At 48.2% G+C, this 16768-nt stretch carries 16 protein-coding genes; 13 read left to right on the top strand and 3 right to left on the bottom strand.

Features of this window, described 5'->3' with window-relative positions:
- The first annotated feature begins 72 nt into the window (after positions 1 to 72).
- The 7 genes from ccmE (at position 73) to ACNA7P_RS00175 (ending at position 6871) form a co-directional block, all read left to right on the top strand.
- Positions 73 to 582, top strand: a complete 510-nt coding sequence (gene ccmE, locus ACNA7P_RS00205) for a cytochrome c maturation protein CcmE (RefSeq protein ID WP_416256585.1) — start codon at positions 73 to 75, stop codon at positions 580 to 582.
- Positions 572 to 2569, top strand: coding sequence for a heme lyase CcmF/NrfE family subunit (locus ACNA7P_RS00200; RefSeq protein ID WP_416256584.1), 1998 nt, complete (start codon positions 572 to 574; stop codon positions 2567 to 2569). The genes ccmE and ACNA7P_RS00200 overlap by 11 nt, the downstream gene beginning before the upstream one ends.
- Positions 2566 to 3156 (top strand): DsbE family thiol:disulfide interchange protein, encoded by a 591-nt coding sequence (locus tag ACNA7P_RS00195; protein WP_416256583.1) that lies wholly within the window; start codon positions 2566 to 2568, stop codon positions 3154 to 3156. The genes ACNA7P_RS00200 and ACNA7P_RS00195 overlap by 4 nt, the downstream gene beginning before the upstream one ends.
- Positions 3153 to 3683 carry a cytochrome c-type biogenesis protein gene (locus tag ACNA7P_RS00190; RefSeq protein WP_416256582.1) on the top strand — a complete coding sequence of 177 codons (531 nt, stop codon included), beginning with the start codon at positions 3153 to 3155 and terminating at the stop codon, positions 3681 to 3683. The genes ACNA7P_RS00195 and ACNA7P_RS00190 overlap by 4 nt, the downstream gene beginning before the upstream one ends.
- On the top strand, positions 3683 to 4885 hold the full coding sequence (gene ccmI / locus ACNA7P_RS00185) for a c-type cytochrome biogenesis protein CcmI (protein WP_416256581.1): 1203 nt from the start codon (positions 3683 to 3685) through the stop codon (positions 4883 to 4885). The genes ACNA7P_RS00190 and ccmI overlap by 1 nt, the downstream gene beginning before the upstream one ends.
- Positions 4882 to 5751 carry a VacJ family lipoprotein gene (locus tag ACNA7P_RS00180; RefSeq protein WP_416256580.1) on the top strand — a complete coding sequence of 290 codons (870 nt, stop codon included), beginning with the start codon at positions 4882 to 4884 and terminating at the stop codon, positions 5749 to 5751. The genes ccmI and ACNA7P_RS00180 overlap by 4 nt, the downstream gene beginning before the upstream one ends.
- Positions 5752 to 5890: 139 nt before the next feature.
- Entirely contained in the window at positions 5891 to 6871 is a 981-nt protein-coding gene (locus tag ACNA7P_RS00175; RefSeq protein ID WP_416256579.1) for a response regulator, read from the top strand.
- Here ACNA7P_RS00175 and galU read toward each other — a convergent pair whose 3' ends face one another.
- Positions 6872 to 7774, bottom strand: a complete 903-nt coding sequence (galU, locus tag ACNA7P_RS00170; RefSeq protein WP_416256578.1) for a UTP--glucose-1-phosphate uridylyltransferase GalU — start codon at positions 7772 to 7774, stop codon at positions 6872 to 6874.
- Between the two features lie 186 nt (positions 7775 to 7960).
- On the opposite strand from galU, the gene ACNA7P_RS00165 reads away from it, so the two are divergent.
- A complete protein-coding gene (locus ACNA7P_RS00165; RefSeq protein WP_416256577.1) occupies positions 7961 to 8356 on the top strand; it encodes a DUF6170 family protein in 396 nt (131 codons plus the stop codon).
- Between the two features lie 70 nt (positions 8357 to 8426).
- Here ACNA7P_RS00165 and cmoB read toward each other — a convergent pair whose 3' ends face one another.
- Both cmoB and cmoA read right to left on the bottom strand, forming a co-directional pair.
- Positions 8427 to 9428: a tRNA 5-methoxyuridine(34)/uridine 5-oxyacetic acid(34) synthase CmoB gene (gene cmoB, locus ACNA7P_RS00160; RefSeq protein WP_416256576.1), complete on the bottom strand. Its 1002-nt coding sequence runs from the start codon at positions 9426 to 9428 to the stop codon at positions 8427 to 8429.
- Positions 9425 to 10189, bottom strand: a complete 765-nt coding sequence (cmoA, locus tag ACNA7P_RS00155; RefSeq protein WP_416256575.1) for a carboxy-S-adenosyl-L-methionine synthase CmoA — start codon at positions 10187 to 10189, stop codon at positions 9425 to 9427. The genes cmoB and cmoA overlap by 4 nt, the downstream gene beginning before the upstream one ends.
- 285 nt (positions 10190 to 10474) lie before the next feature.
- Here cmoA and ACNA7P_RS00150 point away from each other — a divergent pair, with 285 nt between their 5' ends.
- From ACNA7P_RS00150 to ruvB, 5 genes are all read left to right on the top strand, one after another.
- Entirely contained in the window at positions 10475 to 12283 is a 1809-nt protein-coding gene (locus tag ACNA7P_RS00150) for a diguanylate cyclase domain-containing protein (RefSeq protein ID WP_416256574.1), read from the top strand.
- A gap of 120 nt (positions 12284 to 12403) precedes the next feature.
- Positions 12404 to 14170, top strand: coding sequence for an aspartate--tRNA ligase (gene aspS, locus ACNA7P_RS00145; protein WP_416256573.1), 1767 nt, complete (start codon positions 12404 to 12406; stop codon positions 14168 to 14170).
- Between the two features lie 3 nt (positions 14171 to 14173).
- Complete coding sequence (gene ruvC, locus ACNA7P_RS00140) at positions 14174 to 14680, top strand: crossover junction endodeoxyribonuclease RuvC (RefSeq protein ID WP_416256572.1); 507 nt, start codon at positions 14174 to 14176, stop codon at positions 14678 to 14680.
- A 9-nt stretch (positions 14681 to 14689) separates the two neighbouring features.
- The gene (ruvA, locus tag ACNA7P_RS00135; protein ID WP_416256571.1) at positions 14690 to 15313 is read left to right on the top strand and encodes a Holliday junction branch migration protein RuvA; all 624 of its coding nucleotides are present in this window, start codon (positions 14690 to 14692) and stop codon (positions 15311 to 15313) included.
- A gap of 63 nt (positions 15314 to 15376) precedes the next feature.
- Positions 15377 to 16396, top strand: coding sequence for a Holliday junction branch migration DNA helicase RuvB (gene ruvB / locus ACNA7P_RS00130; protein ID WP_416256570.1), 1020 nt, complete (start codon positions 15377 to 15379; stop codon positions 16394 to 16396).
- The last annotated feature ends 372 nt before the right edge of the window (positions 16397 to 16768 follow it).

Below are 16768 nucleotides of genomic sequence, written 5' to 3'. Positions count from 1 at the left end.
CGAAAGTAAACCGCCCAATGCGCGAACTAGCGCGGCACATGAACGAATTTAAAGAAACTGAGAGTAAACGCAATGAATCCAAGACGTAAAAAGCGATTAGTGATGACCAGCGGTATCCTGGTTGGCGTAGCATTCGCCACAGGTTTGGTGCTCTATGCACTCTCCCAAAATATCGATTTGTTTTATACCCCTACCGAGATCGTGGAAGGTAAGGGCACTGAGCAAATCAAGCCTGAAGTTGGCCAACGTTTGCGCATTGGCGGTTTAGTGGTGCCAGGCTCAGTTCGCCGCGAAGGTTCAGGATTAACCGTTGCCTTTAGCCTAATTGATGTGGGCCCTGCAGAAGTTACCGTAGAGTATGAAGGCATTTTGCCTGATTTATTCCGGGAAGGTCAGGGTATTGTTGCCCAGGGTATTTTGGTTGCACCAGATCGTATTCAAGCAACAGAAGTATTGGCGCGACATGATGAAGAATATATGCCGCCTGCATTGGCCGAAGCGCTAAAAGGTATTCAGCACGTGCCGCCAAGTCAGCAAAAATCGTACGATAACGAGGATACAGGTGGTGGTTATGATCGGTGAATTCGGCCATGTTGCCTTAGCGATTGCATTTGCGTTTTCCGCCCTGTTAGCGATTATGCCGCTGATTGGCGTAGCGCGCGGCCACGGTGGCCAAATGGCGCTGGCTCGCCCACTTACCTATGGTATGTTTATTTTCACGCTAATTTCGTACATCGCCCTTACTTGGGGCTTCATGGTGAACGATTTTAGTATTGCCTACGTTGCTAATAACTCCAGCTCGGTAACGCCGATGATTTATCGGATTACCGCGGTTTGGGGTTCGCATGAGGGGTCGTTCTTGTTGTGGATGCTGGTGCAAGCCGGTTGGGCTGCAGCATTAGCGATTTTCTCCAAACGCTTACCACTGGTATTCGCGGCCCGCGTTTTAGCGGTAATGGGAATGATTGGCGTGGGCTTCTATTTGTTCATGTTGCTTACCTCAAACCCATTTGATCGCACTATTCCGCTGATTCCTGTGGATGGCCGTGATTTAAACCCGTTACTGCAAGATCCGGGCATGATTATTCACCCACCCATCTTGTATATGGGCTATGTGGGCTTCTCGGTAGCCTTTGCCTTTGCGATTGCAGCATTGTTGGGTGGCCGTTTAGATTCTGCGTGGGCCCGCTGGAGCCGGCCTTGGACCATCGCAGCCTGGATATTCCTTACCATGGGTATCATGATTGGTAGCTGGTGGGCGTATTATGAACTTGGCTGGGGCGGTTGGTGGTTCTGGGATCCGGTAGAGAATGCCAGCTTTATGCCATGGCTGGTGGGCACGGCGTTAATGCACTCACTGGCGGTTACGGAAAAGCGCGGTACCTTTAAATCCTGGACCGTACTACTGGCAATTTCGGCTTTTGCTTTAAGTTTACTAGGCACATTTTTAGTGCGCTCTGGCGTACTGGTTTCGGTGCATGCATTTGCCACCGATCCAACTCGGGGCATGTTCTTACTAAGTTTCCTTGCTGTGGTGATTATTGCTTCTTTGTTGCTGTATGCCGTGCGCGCAGCGAAAGTACAAAGCCACAGCCGTTATGATTTGTTTTCCCGAGAAGTATTGCTGCTCGGCAACAATCTATTATTGGTAACCGCTACCGTTGTGGTGATGGTAGGTACTTTATTACCGCTGATTCATCAACAATTGGGCCTTGGTAATATATCTATTGGCGAACCCTTCTTTGACGAAGTGTTTATGTGGCTCACTATTCCGTTTGCATTGTTGCTAGGTTTCGGGCCGTTAACACGTTGGAAGCGGCAGAAATTTGCGGAACTGCGCAATAGCGTGGTGCTAGCATTTGGCTTAGCGGTACTGTTAGGTTTTGCGCTGCCTTATGTTTTTGCCGATGTAGTTCATGGCTTAGCAGTGCTCGGCTTAATTTTGTCCTTGTGGATCGTGTTTGCCACGGTGGCGGAGTTACGTATGCGCGTAGCCAGCCGTGAGCACAAGTGGCCAGCGTTAGTAAAGCTTGGCCGCAGCCATTGGGGTATGGTGTTAGGCCACCTCGGATTTGCGGTAACGATCATCGGTGTTGCGGTGGTGCAAAACTACGAGGTAGAACGTACGGTACGGATGGGGCCGGGTGATACCGTTGTGGAAAGTGGCTATAGCTTCTACTTCCAAGACATGGAGGAGCGCCAAGGGCCAAACTTCATTAGCGATAAAGCTACTTTTGTAATTAGCCGTGAAAATGGCGGCCATGTTGCCGATGTAGTTGCAGAGAAGCGCTTTTATACAGTGGTTCGGCAAACGCAAACCCAAACAGCGCTACAAACAACAATGTTCCGGGATCTCTATATTGCCTTAGGTGAAGAGCTTGGCGATGGCAGTTGGGCTGTGCGTGTACAATATAAGCCCTTTGTGCGCTGGATATGGGCCGGTGCGATTATTATGTCGGTAGGTGGATTACTTTCCATAACCGATAAGCGCTACCGTATTCGCCGGCGCTTGCAAAAAGCGCGCCGCGATGAACAAGATGCGCGCGCAGAGCAAGGAGCGCAAACATGAATAGCAAATTAAGGATGGCCTTGTTGCTATTACCACTGGTGTTTGTAGTTGGCCTCGGCATCTTTTTGTTTAAAGGATTATTCGGCGATCCAACGCGGCTTGATTCTGCGCTGATTGGGCGTGAAGTTCCAAGTTTCGAGCTGCCTGATCTGTATCAACCCGATGTAACTCATAACGAAAGTATTGTGGGCGGCCGCCCAATGTTGATCAACGTTTGGGCCACTTGGTGCCCAACCTGTTATGCCGAGCATACCTTTTTAAATCAGCTATTAGCTGAGGAAGATGTGTACATTATTGGCCTTAACTACAAAGACGATTCACGCGGCGCTGCGGTGCGTTGGTTACAAGACCTTGGCGACCCTTATGCGATTAGTTTGTTTGATTTCACTGGTTTATTGGCGCTCGATCTTGGTGTATATGGCGCACCAGAAACCTATGTAGTGGATGAGAACGGCATTATTCGCTATCGCCACGTTGGCGATTTAAACGAGCGTGTGTGGCGCAATGATGTGGGCCCGGTATATTACCGAGCTATGCAAGAATCCGGAATGCCGATACCCGAACATCGGCGGGAGTTGATTGAATGAATACGTTAATCAATAACCAAAACGATACGCAAGGTATAAGCAGCCTTAGGGTAATGCTTATGGCCTTAACCTTGGCGTTGTTCAGCGGAATGGCTTTCAATGCCATGGCGAATGAGTTTTATACCTTTGCAACCGCTGCACAAGAGCGCCAGTTTAATAAACTTGCTGGTGAGTTACGTTGCCCGAAGTGCCAAAACCAAACGATTTCCGATTCGGATGCACCCCTTGCGCAAGATATGCGCGAACGTGTGTATCAAATGATTATGGAAGGTAAATCAAACGATGAAATCATTGAGTTTATGAAAGTACGCTACGGTGATTTTGTGCATTATCGCCCGCCAGTTAATAAAACAACCATTGTGCTGTGGTTAGCACCGTTAGCCTTCTTGTTATTGGGCGCGTTAGCCTTGTGGTTTAATGTGCGCCATCAGCGCTCCAGTTCTGCCGAGCTAACTGCAGAAGAGCAGGCGCGAATGGACCAAGTAATGAAGAATGCGAAGCAACAAGCAGAGGAGCAAAACCGCTAATGTGGTATGCGATGATTGTAGTACTCGTGATATTCGCTGTGCTGCTACTTTGGGTAGCGCGCCGGCAACAGTGGGAAAGCTTTACCATTGAGCAAGCGAATCGAGAAATTTACGAAAGCCGCTTGGCGGAGCTGCAAGAAGATCTTGGCCAAGGGTTAATTTCTGAGCCTGAATTAAAGCGTGCAGAGCAAGAACTGAAAAAAGCATTTGTTACCGATGTGCACGATCCAGATGCAGCGATCATCTTTAAACCAGTAGGGTTCGTGGTTCCAGCGATACTGGTAGTGGTACTAGGGCTTGGTGTTTATCTTATTGATGGCTCGTGGAAGCAGCAACAGCGTGCTGATCAAGCCTCTGAATCATTACCGCGTTTGAGTGAATGGTTGTTGGGTGATATGGATGCAGCACCACAAACTCGTGATGAAATGTGGAACTATGCACTTGGCCTCCGCCAACGCTTAATGGATGACCCAGAAGCGAATGCTTGGAGCCTGTATGGCCGCATGATGATGCAACTTGAACAGCTAGAACAAGCCATTGATGCGTTTGATAAATCATACCGTTTAGAGCCAGAGAACTACAGTAACTTAATGTCTTACTCGCAAGCGTTAATTATATCAGGCACGGATCGTGAGTTAGCCATGGCATCCCGTTTCCTAGGGCGCGTATTGAATGATAACCCACAAAATCCAGAAGCTTTTGGATTGTTAGGGATTGTTAATTTCGAGCGAGCGGATTTTCCACGCGCGATTGCAGCGTGGGAAATGGCGCTAATGCTGCTTGATGAAAGTGATCCGCGTTATGCTGCAATTCAAGAATCGTTGCAACAAGCGCAAGAACGCGCCGATGGTTCGGTTACCACTCTTACGGTTACGGTTGATATCAGCGAAGCGGTGCGAAACGAAATGGCGCCGATCAATAATTTATTCTTGTTTGTGCGAGACCCCGATGGCGAAAGTGCACCAATTGCGGTAACACGGCAACGCGTTACTGATTTTCCGATTACTATCACACTTACCGATGAGGATGCTATGGTAGAGAACTTAAATCTATCGTCGGCCAGTAGTTGGTTGGTACAGGCGCGTATCACTACGGGCGATACCATGGATCGTCGGCAAGGCGATATGGAAGCACGGCCTATGCTGGTTGAGCGTGAATCTGGCCAGCAAATTCGTATCGTGATAACGGAGTTAATTCAGTGAGAAAACGAGGATCTGGAGGCTTATTTGCACTCGCTTTGTTAGTGCTCAGTGGTTGTTCACAAACGCCAGATGAACACAACGGCGAGATGGCAACCGCCGAGATTACAACGGATGTGCCGAGCGAAGAGCAAGTAAGCAGTTCAAGTGGTGAGTTCGATGATTTTGATTTCAGCGATGAACGCGATCCCTTTGAAAACTTTAACCGTTCAATGTGGGATCTTACCCGTGATGTAATCGATCCTTACATTATTTTACCCATAGCCAATACCTACGAAAAAGCGCCACAACCAGTACGCCGAGGGTTGTATAACTTTACCGATAACATTGATGAACCGGTGTCGGCGATTAATAACCTAGTGCAACGCAAGCCGAAATCAGCCGCCATCAACTTAGGCCGTTTCATCGTTAATAGCACCTTTGGTGTATTCGGCCTATTCGATGTTGCCAGCAAAATGGGTGTGGGGCGCGAGAAAGAAAGCTTTGGTGAAACCTTATCTGTGTATGGGGTACCCGATGGCCCCTATATTATGATCCCAGGTGCTGGGCCTACGGTAGTTATCGATCGCGGTGGTGATGTGGTGGAAGGCTACCTATGGGCAACAAACCTTCTCAGCACACCTGCTACAATTACAGCATTTGTGATTCGCGGATTAGAGCAGCGCATCGAGCTAAAACAGCTTGAACCTATGCTGGAAAATAGCCTTGATGAGTATGCATTCATTCGTGAAGCGTACTTTTCTTCCTGGCTAGATAAAGTTTACGATGGTAACCCTCCGCTCGAAAACCAATACGATGATTGGGACGATTGGGACGATTGGGACGATTGGGAAGAATCAGAACCAGCGGTTGCAGCAGAAGAAAACTAACGCCTGCTGCAAATAAGCAACTTAACCTGAATTTAGTTCTTTAATCGCAAAGTTTCGGCAAGCAAGTTGACGAGCACGGGATTGTGAACAATCCTAAGAGTACATGGTAGTTTAGCGCAACACGGTTTGGAGTAACAAAGTGGGCCGGAAAATACTCATCGTGGAAGACGATGCCGTTTATGCAAATCTGTTATCGAATTACCTACTCGATCGCAGTTTTGATGTATACACCGCAAACAATGGTAAAGCGGCTTTAGCGAGTATGGCTCAGATTAAGCCCAACGTGGTGCTGTGCGATTTGAATTTGCCCGACATCTCTGGTTTAAAAATTCTTGAGAGCATTCTGCAATCCCCCGATGCGGTGCCTGTTATCGTTATTTCAGCGTCTGATGATATGCGCGATATTCGCGAGGCAGTGCGCTTAGGTGCGGTGGATTATTTGGTGAAACCGGTGCAGCAGCTTGATGCACTCGAGTTTGCTATTGAAAACTGCTTAACACGCAATACACTAGAAGAAAGCTATGAGCACGAGCGCTGGGAACTTGATGATCATCTTGATGTGTTGTTTCAAAACGACAGTATCATCGAACGCCTTACCCAAGATTTAGTGCCCCATGAGCACCTGTATGTTCAGGATGTGCGGGTAGATCACGAATTTGGGTTGAACGATGGCGATAAACTCTGGATTGATTATTATCGCTTAGCGCCGAACCAAGTAATTATGTTGATGGCTCGCGCGCAAGCTGTAGCAGGGCAAGATGTGGTGGCACTGCTGGTGTTGAAAACCATGTTTAATCCGATTTTGCGCAGCGGCTTATCGGGTAATATGCAGCTTTTGAGTAATCCGAATGAGTTGCTAACTCGCCTTAATAATGAACTATGCCATTCGCGAATTCGTGCCGCATTTGATTTAGTGTGTGTATGGATAGATACCAAAACTAAAGAAGTACACTGGAGCCAAGCTGGCGATAAAATCATGCTTAGCCATGAGGCAAAACCAGATTTAGCGATGGGCATTTGGGAAAAAGCAAGCTATAAAATGCATAAAACCCAGCTGGATAGGGCTGGGTTTTATCTTGCCTGCGAACAAACTTGGTTGCGCGCTAGTATCGTTGGTTAGTTATTTTTGCGCGGTAAGCCACGCACTAAACTCTGCACCCAACTCTGGGTGGCGTTTTGCATAGGTAACAAAGGTTTGCAGATAACCCATCTTGTTACCGCAATCATGGCTTAAGCCCTGCATGTAATATGCATGCACACTTTCCTGCTCTAACAGCATGGCAATCGCATCGGTGAGCTGAATTTCATTACCAGCACCTGCAGGAGTGCGCTGCAATAATGGCCACAGGCTCTTCGAGAATACATAGCGGCCTACCACGGCTAAATCGGAAGGGGCATCATCTACCGGTGGCTTCTCTACCAACGCCTTAATAGGTGCTTGCTGGCGCGGCTCGATATCTACACCCCCGATATCTGCAACACCGTACTGGTCTACTTTTTCCCGCGGTACCTTCTCCACCATTACTTGGCTAGCACCAGTATCATTGAAGTTGGCAATCATTTCGGCCATGTTTTCGGTTTTGCTATCGTAGCTCGCGTCGTCTATCAATACATCAGGCAGAATTACTGCAAATGGCGCATCACCTACTAATGATTTAGCGCATAACACAGCGTGGCCCAGGCCTTTCGCGGCACCTTGACGCACGTGCATAATGGTTACGCCACGTGGGCAAATCGCTTGCACTTCGTCGAGCAATTGCCGTTTTACCCGCTTTTCAAGAATAGATTCAAGCTCAAAGCTGGTATCAAAGTGGTTTTCAATTGAGTTTTTGCTGGAATGCGTTACTAAAATAATTTCCGTAAGGCCAGCAGCGGCGCACTCATTCACGATATATTGAATAAGTGGCTTATCTACGAGTGGTAGCATTTCCTTAGGAATTGCTTTAGTGGCTGGTAGCATCCGCGTACCCAGGCCGGCAACGGGAATAATAACTTTGCTAACAGTTTGGCCTGATTTTTTCATGCGAGGTCCTTTTCCAATCGGGTGAACTATAGAATAAAAAATATATTAAAAAAATACACTACAGAGCTATGAAACGTTAAATAGCTCGCTTAATTCCTACAGTGTACAACAGCTTGGCGGCAAACAGAATGCGTTTCCTGTGTTACACTTAGCATATAACATGATGCCAGTTTAAGGAGCTTTCGCATGATTTACTTTTCTCCGCGCAGTGTACCTGCTCTTCGCAACTACTCTATTTTTGAGCGCGCGCAAATCGTTTCTAATGCGGCAAGTAACATGCCATTTGCCCGCAAAGCATTTTCAAACACCTTAAAAGTACTATTGCTCATCGCTCTATTCTGGAGTGTGTTATCAGTGCCCGGAGTGGCATGGAAAATTGTTGCTATTTTTGCGCTAGGTTTATTGTATCCATTGGTATTGCAGCCAATAACCTTAACGCTTGCTGTGCCATATATTCCGCAAGCGGTACAGGAATACGAACGCAGTAAATCTTACGCGGCGAACGAACCAGGCAGTGAGAATGAGAGCTCAGAGAATCAGAGCTCGGGAAACCATGGCTCTGGCGGTGGTAACGATAGCTAAGCACCTTTCGTTAATACCGGGGCTCGTTAATACCGCAGGCCTTCGCTAGCAGCGCACAACAAAGGGTGCGCTAACCACCTTTCGTATTACCAATAAGCACAGCGCGCTTCGGAGCCGGATAGCCTTCCACGGTTTGGCTGCGATCATCGGGATTCAGGAAATCTGCCAGTGATTGGTTTTCCATCCATTCGCTGCGGCGCTGTTCATCGAGTGTAGTAACGCACTCATCCACAACGCGCACATTTTCTAGGCCTAACCGCTGCAACCAATGCACCAGCGCTGCCGACGATGGAATAAACCATACATTTGGCATTTGTGCATAGCGTTCGCCGGGCACCAACACCGTATTAATATCGCCATCCACTACCAGTGTTTCCAATACCAGTTCACCACCTGGGCGCAACTGATCTATACACTGTTGCAGAAAATCAATCGGCGAGCGGCGGTGGTAGAGCACCCCCATGCTAAATACCGTATCAAAGGCAGCCAACTTGGGCATTTGCTCGATACCAAGGGGCAACAACTCAATATTCCGAGCTAGGTGTTCTGGAACAAATCGGCGCACAGCTCGAAATTGGCTTACGAACAGTTGGCCGGGGTCAATACCTACCGCTAAATCCGCACCTGCGCCCAACATACGCCACAAATGATAACCACTACCACAGCCAATATCCAATACCGAGCGGCCAGTTAAATCACTTAAATGAGGCGCTACGCGATCCCATTTCCAATCGGAACGCCACTCGGTATCGATGTGTAAACCGAATAAATCAAATGGCCCTTTCCGCCATGGCATCAGTTGTTTTAGTAAGCCTTGCATACGTGCAATATCGGTGGCTTGTGCTTCACTAGCAGCACCAATTTGCACTTGGCTGGCCAAATCCACATGCTGTGCGGTAAGCGCCGGTAGTTGCTGAATTACCCGTTGCCATTTTTTAAAATCGCCATGCTGGTTATGCTGCTGCCATTCGCGAATCGCTGCAGGTAGAGTTTCTAGCCAATGGGCTAACGGCGTTGCTGTTAACCGGGCATAGAAAGCGTTGTATTCACTGGTTTGCATATTGTTTTTCATTCTGCTGCCTCAGGCGCGTTTTTGATGGCAATCCACGAGGTGAAGTTAAAGCAGCGAAACCATTCTTGAATACTGCTAAAGCCAGCTTGTTGCAGCCGCGCAATATGTTGTTCTGGTGTGTTGAGGCGCATTACATTCTCTAATGCAGCGCGCTTTTGGCTAATTTCCAAATCGCTGTAACCATTGTTGCGCTTAAATTCGTGATATAAATCGATAAGTAGCGCATCTGCCACAGGATCTTCATGGGTAACTTTCTCCGAAAGCACCAGCACGCCGCCAGGCAGCAAGGCAGCGTAAATTTTATCAATAATAGCTTGGCGCAATTCCGGTGCTACAAATTGCAGAGTAAAGTTTAATACCACCATTGAACAAGGTTGCATGCTAAGCTCAGCTATATCGGCACAACTTACATGCACTGGAATGTTGCCCCGATACGCTTCCACATAACCTTGGCAACGCTCCACCATGGCAGGTGAATTATCTACCGCGAGAATCTCAACACCTTCAGCTTGGCAGTGCTGTTTAATTGAGAGGCTGGCGGCGCCTAAGGAGCAGCCCAAATCATAAACAACGGTGTGCGGTTGCACGAAGCGGTTAGCTAATCGGCCAATGGTATCCACAATGGTGGCATAGCCCGGAATGGAGCGGCTAATCATATCCGGAAATACAGCGGCAACTTTTGCATCGAAGGCAAAATCGCTCACTTTACTCAGTGGCTGAGCGTATACAGAATCGCGTTGTATCGGTTGGTTTGGTTTCATTTACAGTTTCTTTAGTGAAATCAAGAATAAAAGCGCTAAACTAAGTAAGCAGACAAATTTTAATAACAGGAATTGTACCTGAAACAAATGAATGCAACCATAATTCGGCATATTTCGCGTACAAGGAGTTTCCGTACATGGCTTTTACGCAAGAATTGGGTGAAGCCGCTTTGGTGTGGGCTGCATTTCATTCACTTGCGGCCGCCTAAGCTTCATCTGGTGCAGCAAGGCAATACCGCACTCTTGCGTCTATTCTTTAGCATGTTGTTGGTAATCTTCATACTTATGCCGATATCTGCTCACACCGTTCACGCGCAAGTAAATATCCAGCCCTTTCCCCACAAAGGCATATCAGATGCACCGCAAGATTCCGAGCTAGTGCAGCTGTGCGTTCATGAAAATACAGCAGCACTAAGCGAGCATCAATTGCCCGGCTTTGTGATTGGGGTTACCGATAATTCGTTGCGCTTTCGCTTGGAAAGTGTATTTCCGCAGCTCACCTTTCGCTTATTTTCTGCCGAGCAGGGCTTAATTCGTATTGATTTGCAGGATGCTATTGCTCGCGGCCAGCTCTCGGTATGGTGGTGCAATACTGAACAAGCGGAAGCGCATGCACAAAACGATGCGCAAGTACTTACTTTAAGTGCAACCATGCCAGCAAGTATATTCATTAGCGAGCAATCACTGGATACTTATTTTCATGCTAACGCGCAACGAATGTCGTTACGCCCGCAGGAACTATTAACCATCTATGCGTTGGGCACGATGCGGATTGGCGTGCCAGACGATTCTGCGCCGATTTTAGATCGGGATGATAGTGGGCAGATTCGTGGTTTTGATGCAGACGTTCTTGCCTTGCTGGCAGAACGCCTGAGTTTACCCATCACGTGGCATGATTGCGGCAGTTGGCGTACTTGTATTGCAGCGCTTGAGAGCCGTGATATTGATGCCCTGAGCTTTATGACACCTACATCAGAGAGGTTGCAGTTTGCCGCATTCACAGTGCCCTATTTTAGTGTGGATTGGGCGCTGATGAGCCTATCGCAGAACCCGGTGCGCGGTACTGATTTGGCTAGCGTAAGCGATGCCACCATTGCTATTGTGGAAAGTTACAGCATATTTGCAGACGCAATGGCGGTACCCGAACTTAGGGTGTTATCAGTAGCCACACCAGAGGATGGAATTAATGCGGTGCTAGAAGGGCGAGCTGATGCCTATTTGGATAGTTTACCGCTGCTTATGAATCGAGTGCGGCAGCAAGCGTTATCAGGCACCGCGGTGCATATTTTACGAGCATTACCGGGCGATAGGGTGAGTATTGGCGTGCGCAACGATTGGCAGGAGCTCGTACCTATTTTAGATCGCGCTATCTTACTCACCAGCGATAATGAAATCGCGCAAGTACAGGAAGCTTGGTTTGAGCCAGAACAGCTCACCGATGGCCTCGATAGAGACGCGGTGCAACGCTGGGCTGTGCGCAGCATCATTGCTGTATTAATCATTTTGGCTGGATTTCTGGCGTGGTTAACGCATTTACGCCGCGATATTCAACGGCGCAAGTTGCGTGAAGCAGAAATGCGCCATAGAGCCTACCATGATCAGCTCACAGGATTGCCAAATCGTACCCATATGATAGAAAAAGGTGAGTTAGCACTCATCTTGCACGCCGAGAATAAGCGCAAGTGTGCGTTAATCTTTATTGACCTCGATGGTTTTAAAGCAGTAAACGACACAGAAGGGCACGATGCCGGTGATGAGCTGCTAATTGCAGTAGCCCAGCGCATTCAGCGGGCAGTGCGCAAAACCGATATGGTGGCGCGCTATGGTGGTGATGAATTTGTAATTTTGCTCACGCAAATTAATACGGTTGAGCAAGCCAAAGCGGTAGCAGATAAAGTGCTACAACGCCTCACTATGCCGTTCCGGTTAGCGGTGGGCGAAGCGAAAATAGGCGCCAGTATTGGCGTGGCAGTATATCCAGATCATGGGCAGAGCTATGAGCAACTGCTCATTGCGGCTGATGAGGCGATGTATGCGGTAAAAGAATCAGGGAAACAAGGTGTGATTGTGGCAAAGCCAGTTGCCAAGGCATAAACATCTGCGCGTTTCTAACTACAGCGGGTGACTTTACCCGCTGCTCTCCTTTATACTTAGCGGTTAGTTAAACACCTTATTTCGAATTATTCATTTCGCCCAAAACGGAAGCAGAACAGCATGCGCAGTCATTATTGTGAGCAGGTAAACGAACACGAACTCAAAAATCAAGTAACCGTAGCCGGTTGGATTCACAAACGCCGCGATTTAGGCGGTTTGATTTTTGCCGATGTGCGCGATCGCACTGGCTTGCTGCAAGTGGTTTTTGATCCAGATTTGGCGGATATGTTTGCGGAAGCAAACAAGTTACGGCAGGAATTTTGTGTACAAATTACCGGTGAAGTGCGGGCCCGCCCAGAAGGGCAAATCAACGAGCGCATGGCTACGGGTAAAGTAGAGTTGTTGGCGCAGGATGTGAAAATCTTGAACCGCTCCGCACCCTTGCCAATCGATTACAATCAGCAAGTAAGTGAAGAACAGCGCTTGCGTTATCGTTATCTTGATTTACGCCGCCCCGATATGAATGAAAAAATTCAGTTCCGCGCGCGCGTAGCAAGTGCCGTTCGCCGGTACATGGATAGCGAAGGGTTCTTGGATATCGAAACCCCAATGCTAACGCGGGCTACACCAGAAGGTGCGCGAGATTATTTAGTACCAAGCCGCACTCATAAAGGGAAGTTTTTTGCGTTGCCGCAATCACCGCAGCTTTTTAAGCAGTTGCTGATGATGTCGGGCTTCGATCGCTATTATCAAATCGTGAAATGTTTCCGCGATGAAGATTTACGTGCTGATCGGCAACCAGAATTTACTCAGATCGATATTGAAACCACCTTCATGAGTGCAGAGCAAGTGCGAGCGCTTACCGAAGATATGGTACGCAAATTATTTACCGAAATGCTCAGCGTTGATTTAGGCGATTTCCCAATCATGCCGTATAGCGAAGCAATGCGCCGCTACGGCAGTGATAAGCCGGATTTACGTAACCCACTTGAGCTGGTGGATATAGCGGATTTGGTAAAGGATATTGAATTCAAAGTATTCTCAGGGCCTGCCAATGATGCCAAGGGCCGCGTAGCCGTAATTAAAGTGCCAGGTGGTGCGAGCTTAAGCCGTAAACAAATTGATGAGTACACCAATTTTGTGGGTATTTATGGCGCCAAAGGCTTGGCATGGATGAAAGTAAATGAGCGCGCAAAAGGCCTAGAAGGGCTGCAATCTCCGGTACTGAAGTTCTTCCCCGAAGCCGTGGTAAATGAGTTGCTCGCGCGGGTTGATGCCGCAGATGGCGATATCTTGTTGTTTGGTGCCGATAGCAATACCGTAGTTACCGAAGCATTAGGTGCGCTGCGTTTGCAATTGGGCACCGATTTTGGCTTGCTAGAAGATAGCTGGAAGCCGTTATGGGTAGTTGATTTTCCAATGTTTGAAGAAACCGATGAAGGTTACTTCGCATTGCACCATCCGTTTACGGCGCCAATTGGCGTTACAGCGGAAGAGCTCAAAGCTAACCCAGGTGCAGCGTTATCTAATGCGTACGATATGGTGTTGAACGGCTGTGAAGTAGGTGGCGGTTCGGTGCGTATTCACGATAACGCGATGCAACAGGCGGTATTCGGTATTTTGGGAATCGATGAGGCGGAAGCGCAAGAGAAGTTCGGCTTCCTGCTTGAAGCATTGAAGTATGGTGCGCCACCGCATGCGGGTTTGGCATTTGGCCTCGATCGTTTAGTAATGTTGATGGTAGGCGCAAGCTCCATTCGTGATGTTATTGCCTTCCCGAAAACCACCACCGCACAGTGCCCACTTACCGATGCACCGGGCTTTGCAAATCCAGCTGCGCTTGCTGAACTAGGCGTGGCGTTGGCGGTGAAGAACGAAGAACAATAACCAATGACCCGAATCGTGCTTGGCATCGACCCCGGCTCGCGCATAACTGGCTACGGTGTGGTGCAATTGCACGCAGGTAAGCTTACTTATTTGGGCAGTGGCTGCATTAAACTTGCCCGAGCGGGTGGTTCTACTGATATTGCATTGGCCACGCGCTTAAAAATGATTCACGATGGTGTACAAGAGTTAGTGCAACAATTTCAGCCTACCGAGTTTGCCATTGAACAAGTGTTCCTATCGCGCAACCCGGATTCGGCATTAAAGTTAGGGCAAGCTCGAGGGGCGGCCATTGTGGCAGCAGCGCTGTGTGAACTGCCAGTATATGAATATGCGGCGCGGGCTATTAAACAAGCAGTAGTAGGCACCGGTGGCGCAGCGAAAGAACAAGTGCAGCACATGGTGAAGCATATGCTTAAGCTGCCGCGCATACCGCAGGCTGATGCCGCGGATGCATTGGCAGTAGCCATTTGTCATTTGCATACCAATCAACTGCTCGTAAAGCGAAAATAGGGAACCTACATGATTGGCCGATTACACGGAATTCTACTTGCAAAACTAGCGCCTGATCTGCTGATTGATGTGCAAGGGGTAGGTTACGAAGTGCAGGTGCCCATGAGCTGCTACTACGATTTACCCGAAGTAGGCCAGCCAGTTACCTTGTTTACCCATTTTGTAGTGCGGGAAGATGCGCAGTTATTGTTTGGGTTTAATAGCCTTGATGAGCGCGCGTTGTTCCGTTTATTAATTAAAGCACAAGGCGTGGGGCCAAAAATGGCCCTGGCGATTATGTCGGGTATGAGTGCTCAGCATTTTGTGCAAAGTGTGCAGCAAGGTGATTTAAGCACCCTAGTGAAAATTCCCGGTGTAGGTAGGAAAACCGCTGAGCGGCTATTAGTGGAAATGCGCGATCGCTTAAAAGATTTCCGCGGTGCAGAGATGAGCACGGGCCTACCGAATGGCAAAGGTGTAGCTATGAACCCGGTGTTCGCAGAGCCGGCAAACAGCCCGCGCAGTGAAGCGATGAGTGCTTTGGTAGGGTTAGGCTACAAAGATAGCCAAGCCCAGCAAGTACTGAAGAAAGTTGGCCAGGATGGTATGAGTGCAGAAGAACTGATTCGTGCTGCATTAAAAGCAATGATGTAAGCTGGCGCTAACAATAGCAACTGAGCCACCCAACGAGAACAATAATTAAGCAAGGTAGAAATCATGATAGAAGCCGATTCGATGATGCCAGAACGCCCCGTGCAGCCAAGTGCCACCGGCGAAGATGAGGTAATCGATCGCGCTATTCGGCCAAAACGGCTTGCGGATTATACTGGCCAAAAGCATGTGGTTGAGCAGCTTGGTATTTATATTGAAGCCGCGCGCGGGCGCAGCGATGCGCTCGATCATGTGTTGATTTTTGGGCCACCCGGCCTTGGTAAAACTACCTTAGCCAATATTATTGCCAATGAAATGGGCGTGGGAATTAAAACCACCTCAGGGCCTGTACTCGAAAAAGCGGGTGATTTAGCTGCGCTGCTTACGAACCTCGAGCCTCATGATGTTCTGTTTATTGATGAGATTCATCGTTTAAGCCCAGTTGTGGAAGAAGTGCTCTATCCGGCCATGGAAGATTATCAGCTAGATCTGATGATTGGCGAGGGGCCGGCGGCACGTTCCATTAAACTCGATTTACCACCCTTTACACTGGTAGGCGCTACTACTCGTGCTGGCGCATTAACTTCGCCACTGCGCGATCGTTTCGGTATCGTGCAACGCTTGGAGTTTTACAGTATTCCTGAACTTACTTCGATTGTAGGGCGTTCGGCCAGCTTTTTAGATATGCAACTCGAAGGCAATGGTGCGCTCGAAGTAGCTACCCGTTCGCGCGGTACACCGCGGATTGCTAATCGATTACTACGCCGAGTGCGTGATTATGCACAAGTGAAATCAAGTGGCCCGATTACCGCAGATGTTGCCGCCGCTGCACTCGATATGATTGATGTGGATAAAGCCGGATTCGATTATATGGATCGCAAATTGCTGAAAGCCATTATTGAGAAGTTTATGGGTGGCCCGGTAGGATTAGAAAACTTAGCTGCCGCTATTGGCGAAGAAAAAGATACCATTGAAGATGTGCTGGAACCCTTCCTGATTCAACAAGGTTTTGTGCAACGCACACCGCGCGGGCGCATTGCCACGCAACATGCCTACCAACACTTTGGCCTCACGAAACCGGAATAGCAGGCAAAAAAAAGCCCGCTCGGGGGGAGCGGGCAAAAGTTGTAACAACAACAAGGAGGAAAACTTAAATTCGTTTGCCAAGGGTTTGCCTTGAACACGATGCGTATTATAAGAGATATCAGACCAGTATCAAACGAGAAAAACTACCACTTCGGATTACAAAAATTAATGTGTTATGGAATTGTTACGCTTAAGATATAAGCAACAATTCCATAACAAGTTGATTTAGCGCCCTATAAATAAGGCTCCTGAACGATTGGTTGTTTTTAGATAGATAAGAAAAACTCTTATGAACACATTCGATGATTTAACTAATATTTACGCTAATCAGCCATGCCGAAGCCCCCAATATCCCTACATTTCCGATTTTTC

This window comes from Aliidiomarina sp. (genome assembly GCF_047920995.1).
Classification (GTDB): Bacteria; Pseudomonadota; Gammaproteobacteria; order Enterobacterales; family Alteromonadaceae; genus Aliidiomarina.
Note: the sequence above shows the minus strand (reverse complement) of the source record. Positions and strands in the feature narration are given on the sequence as shown.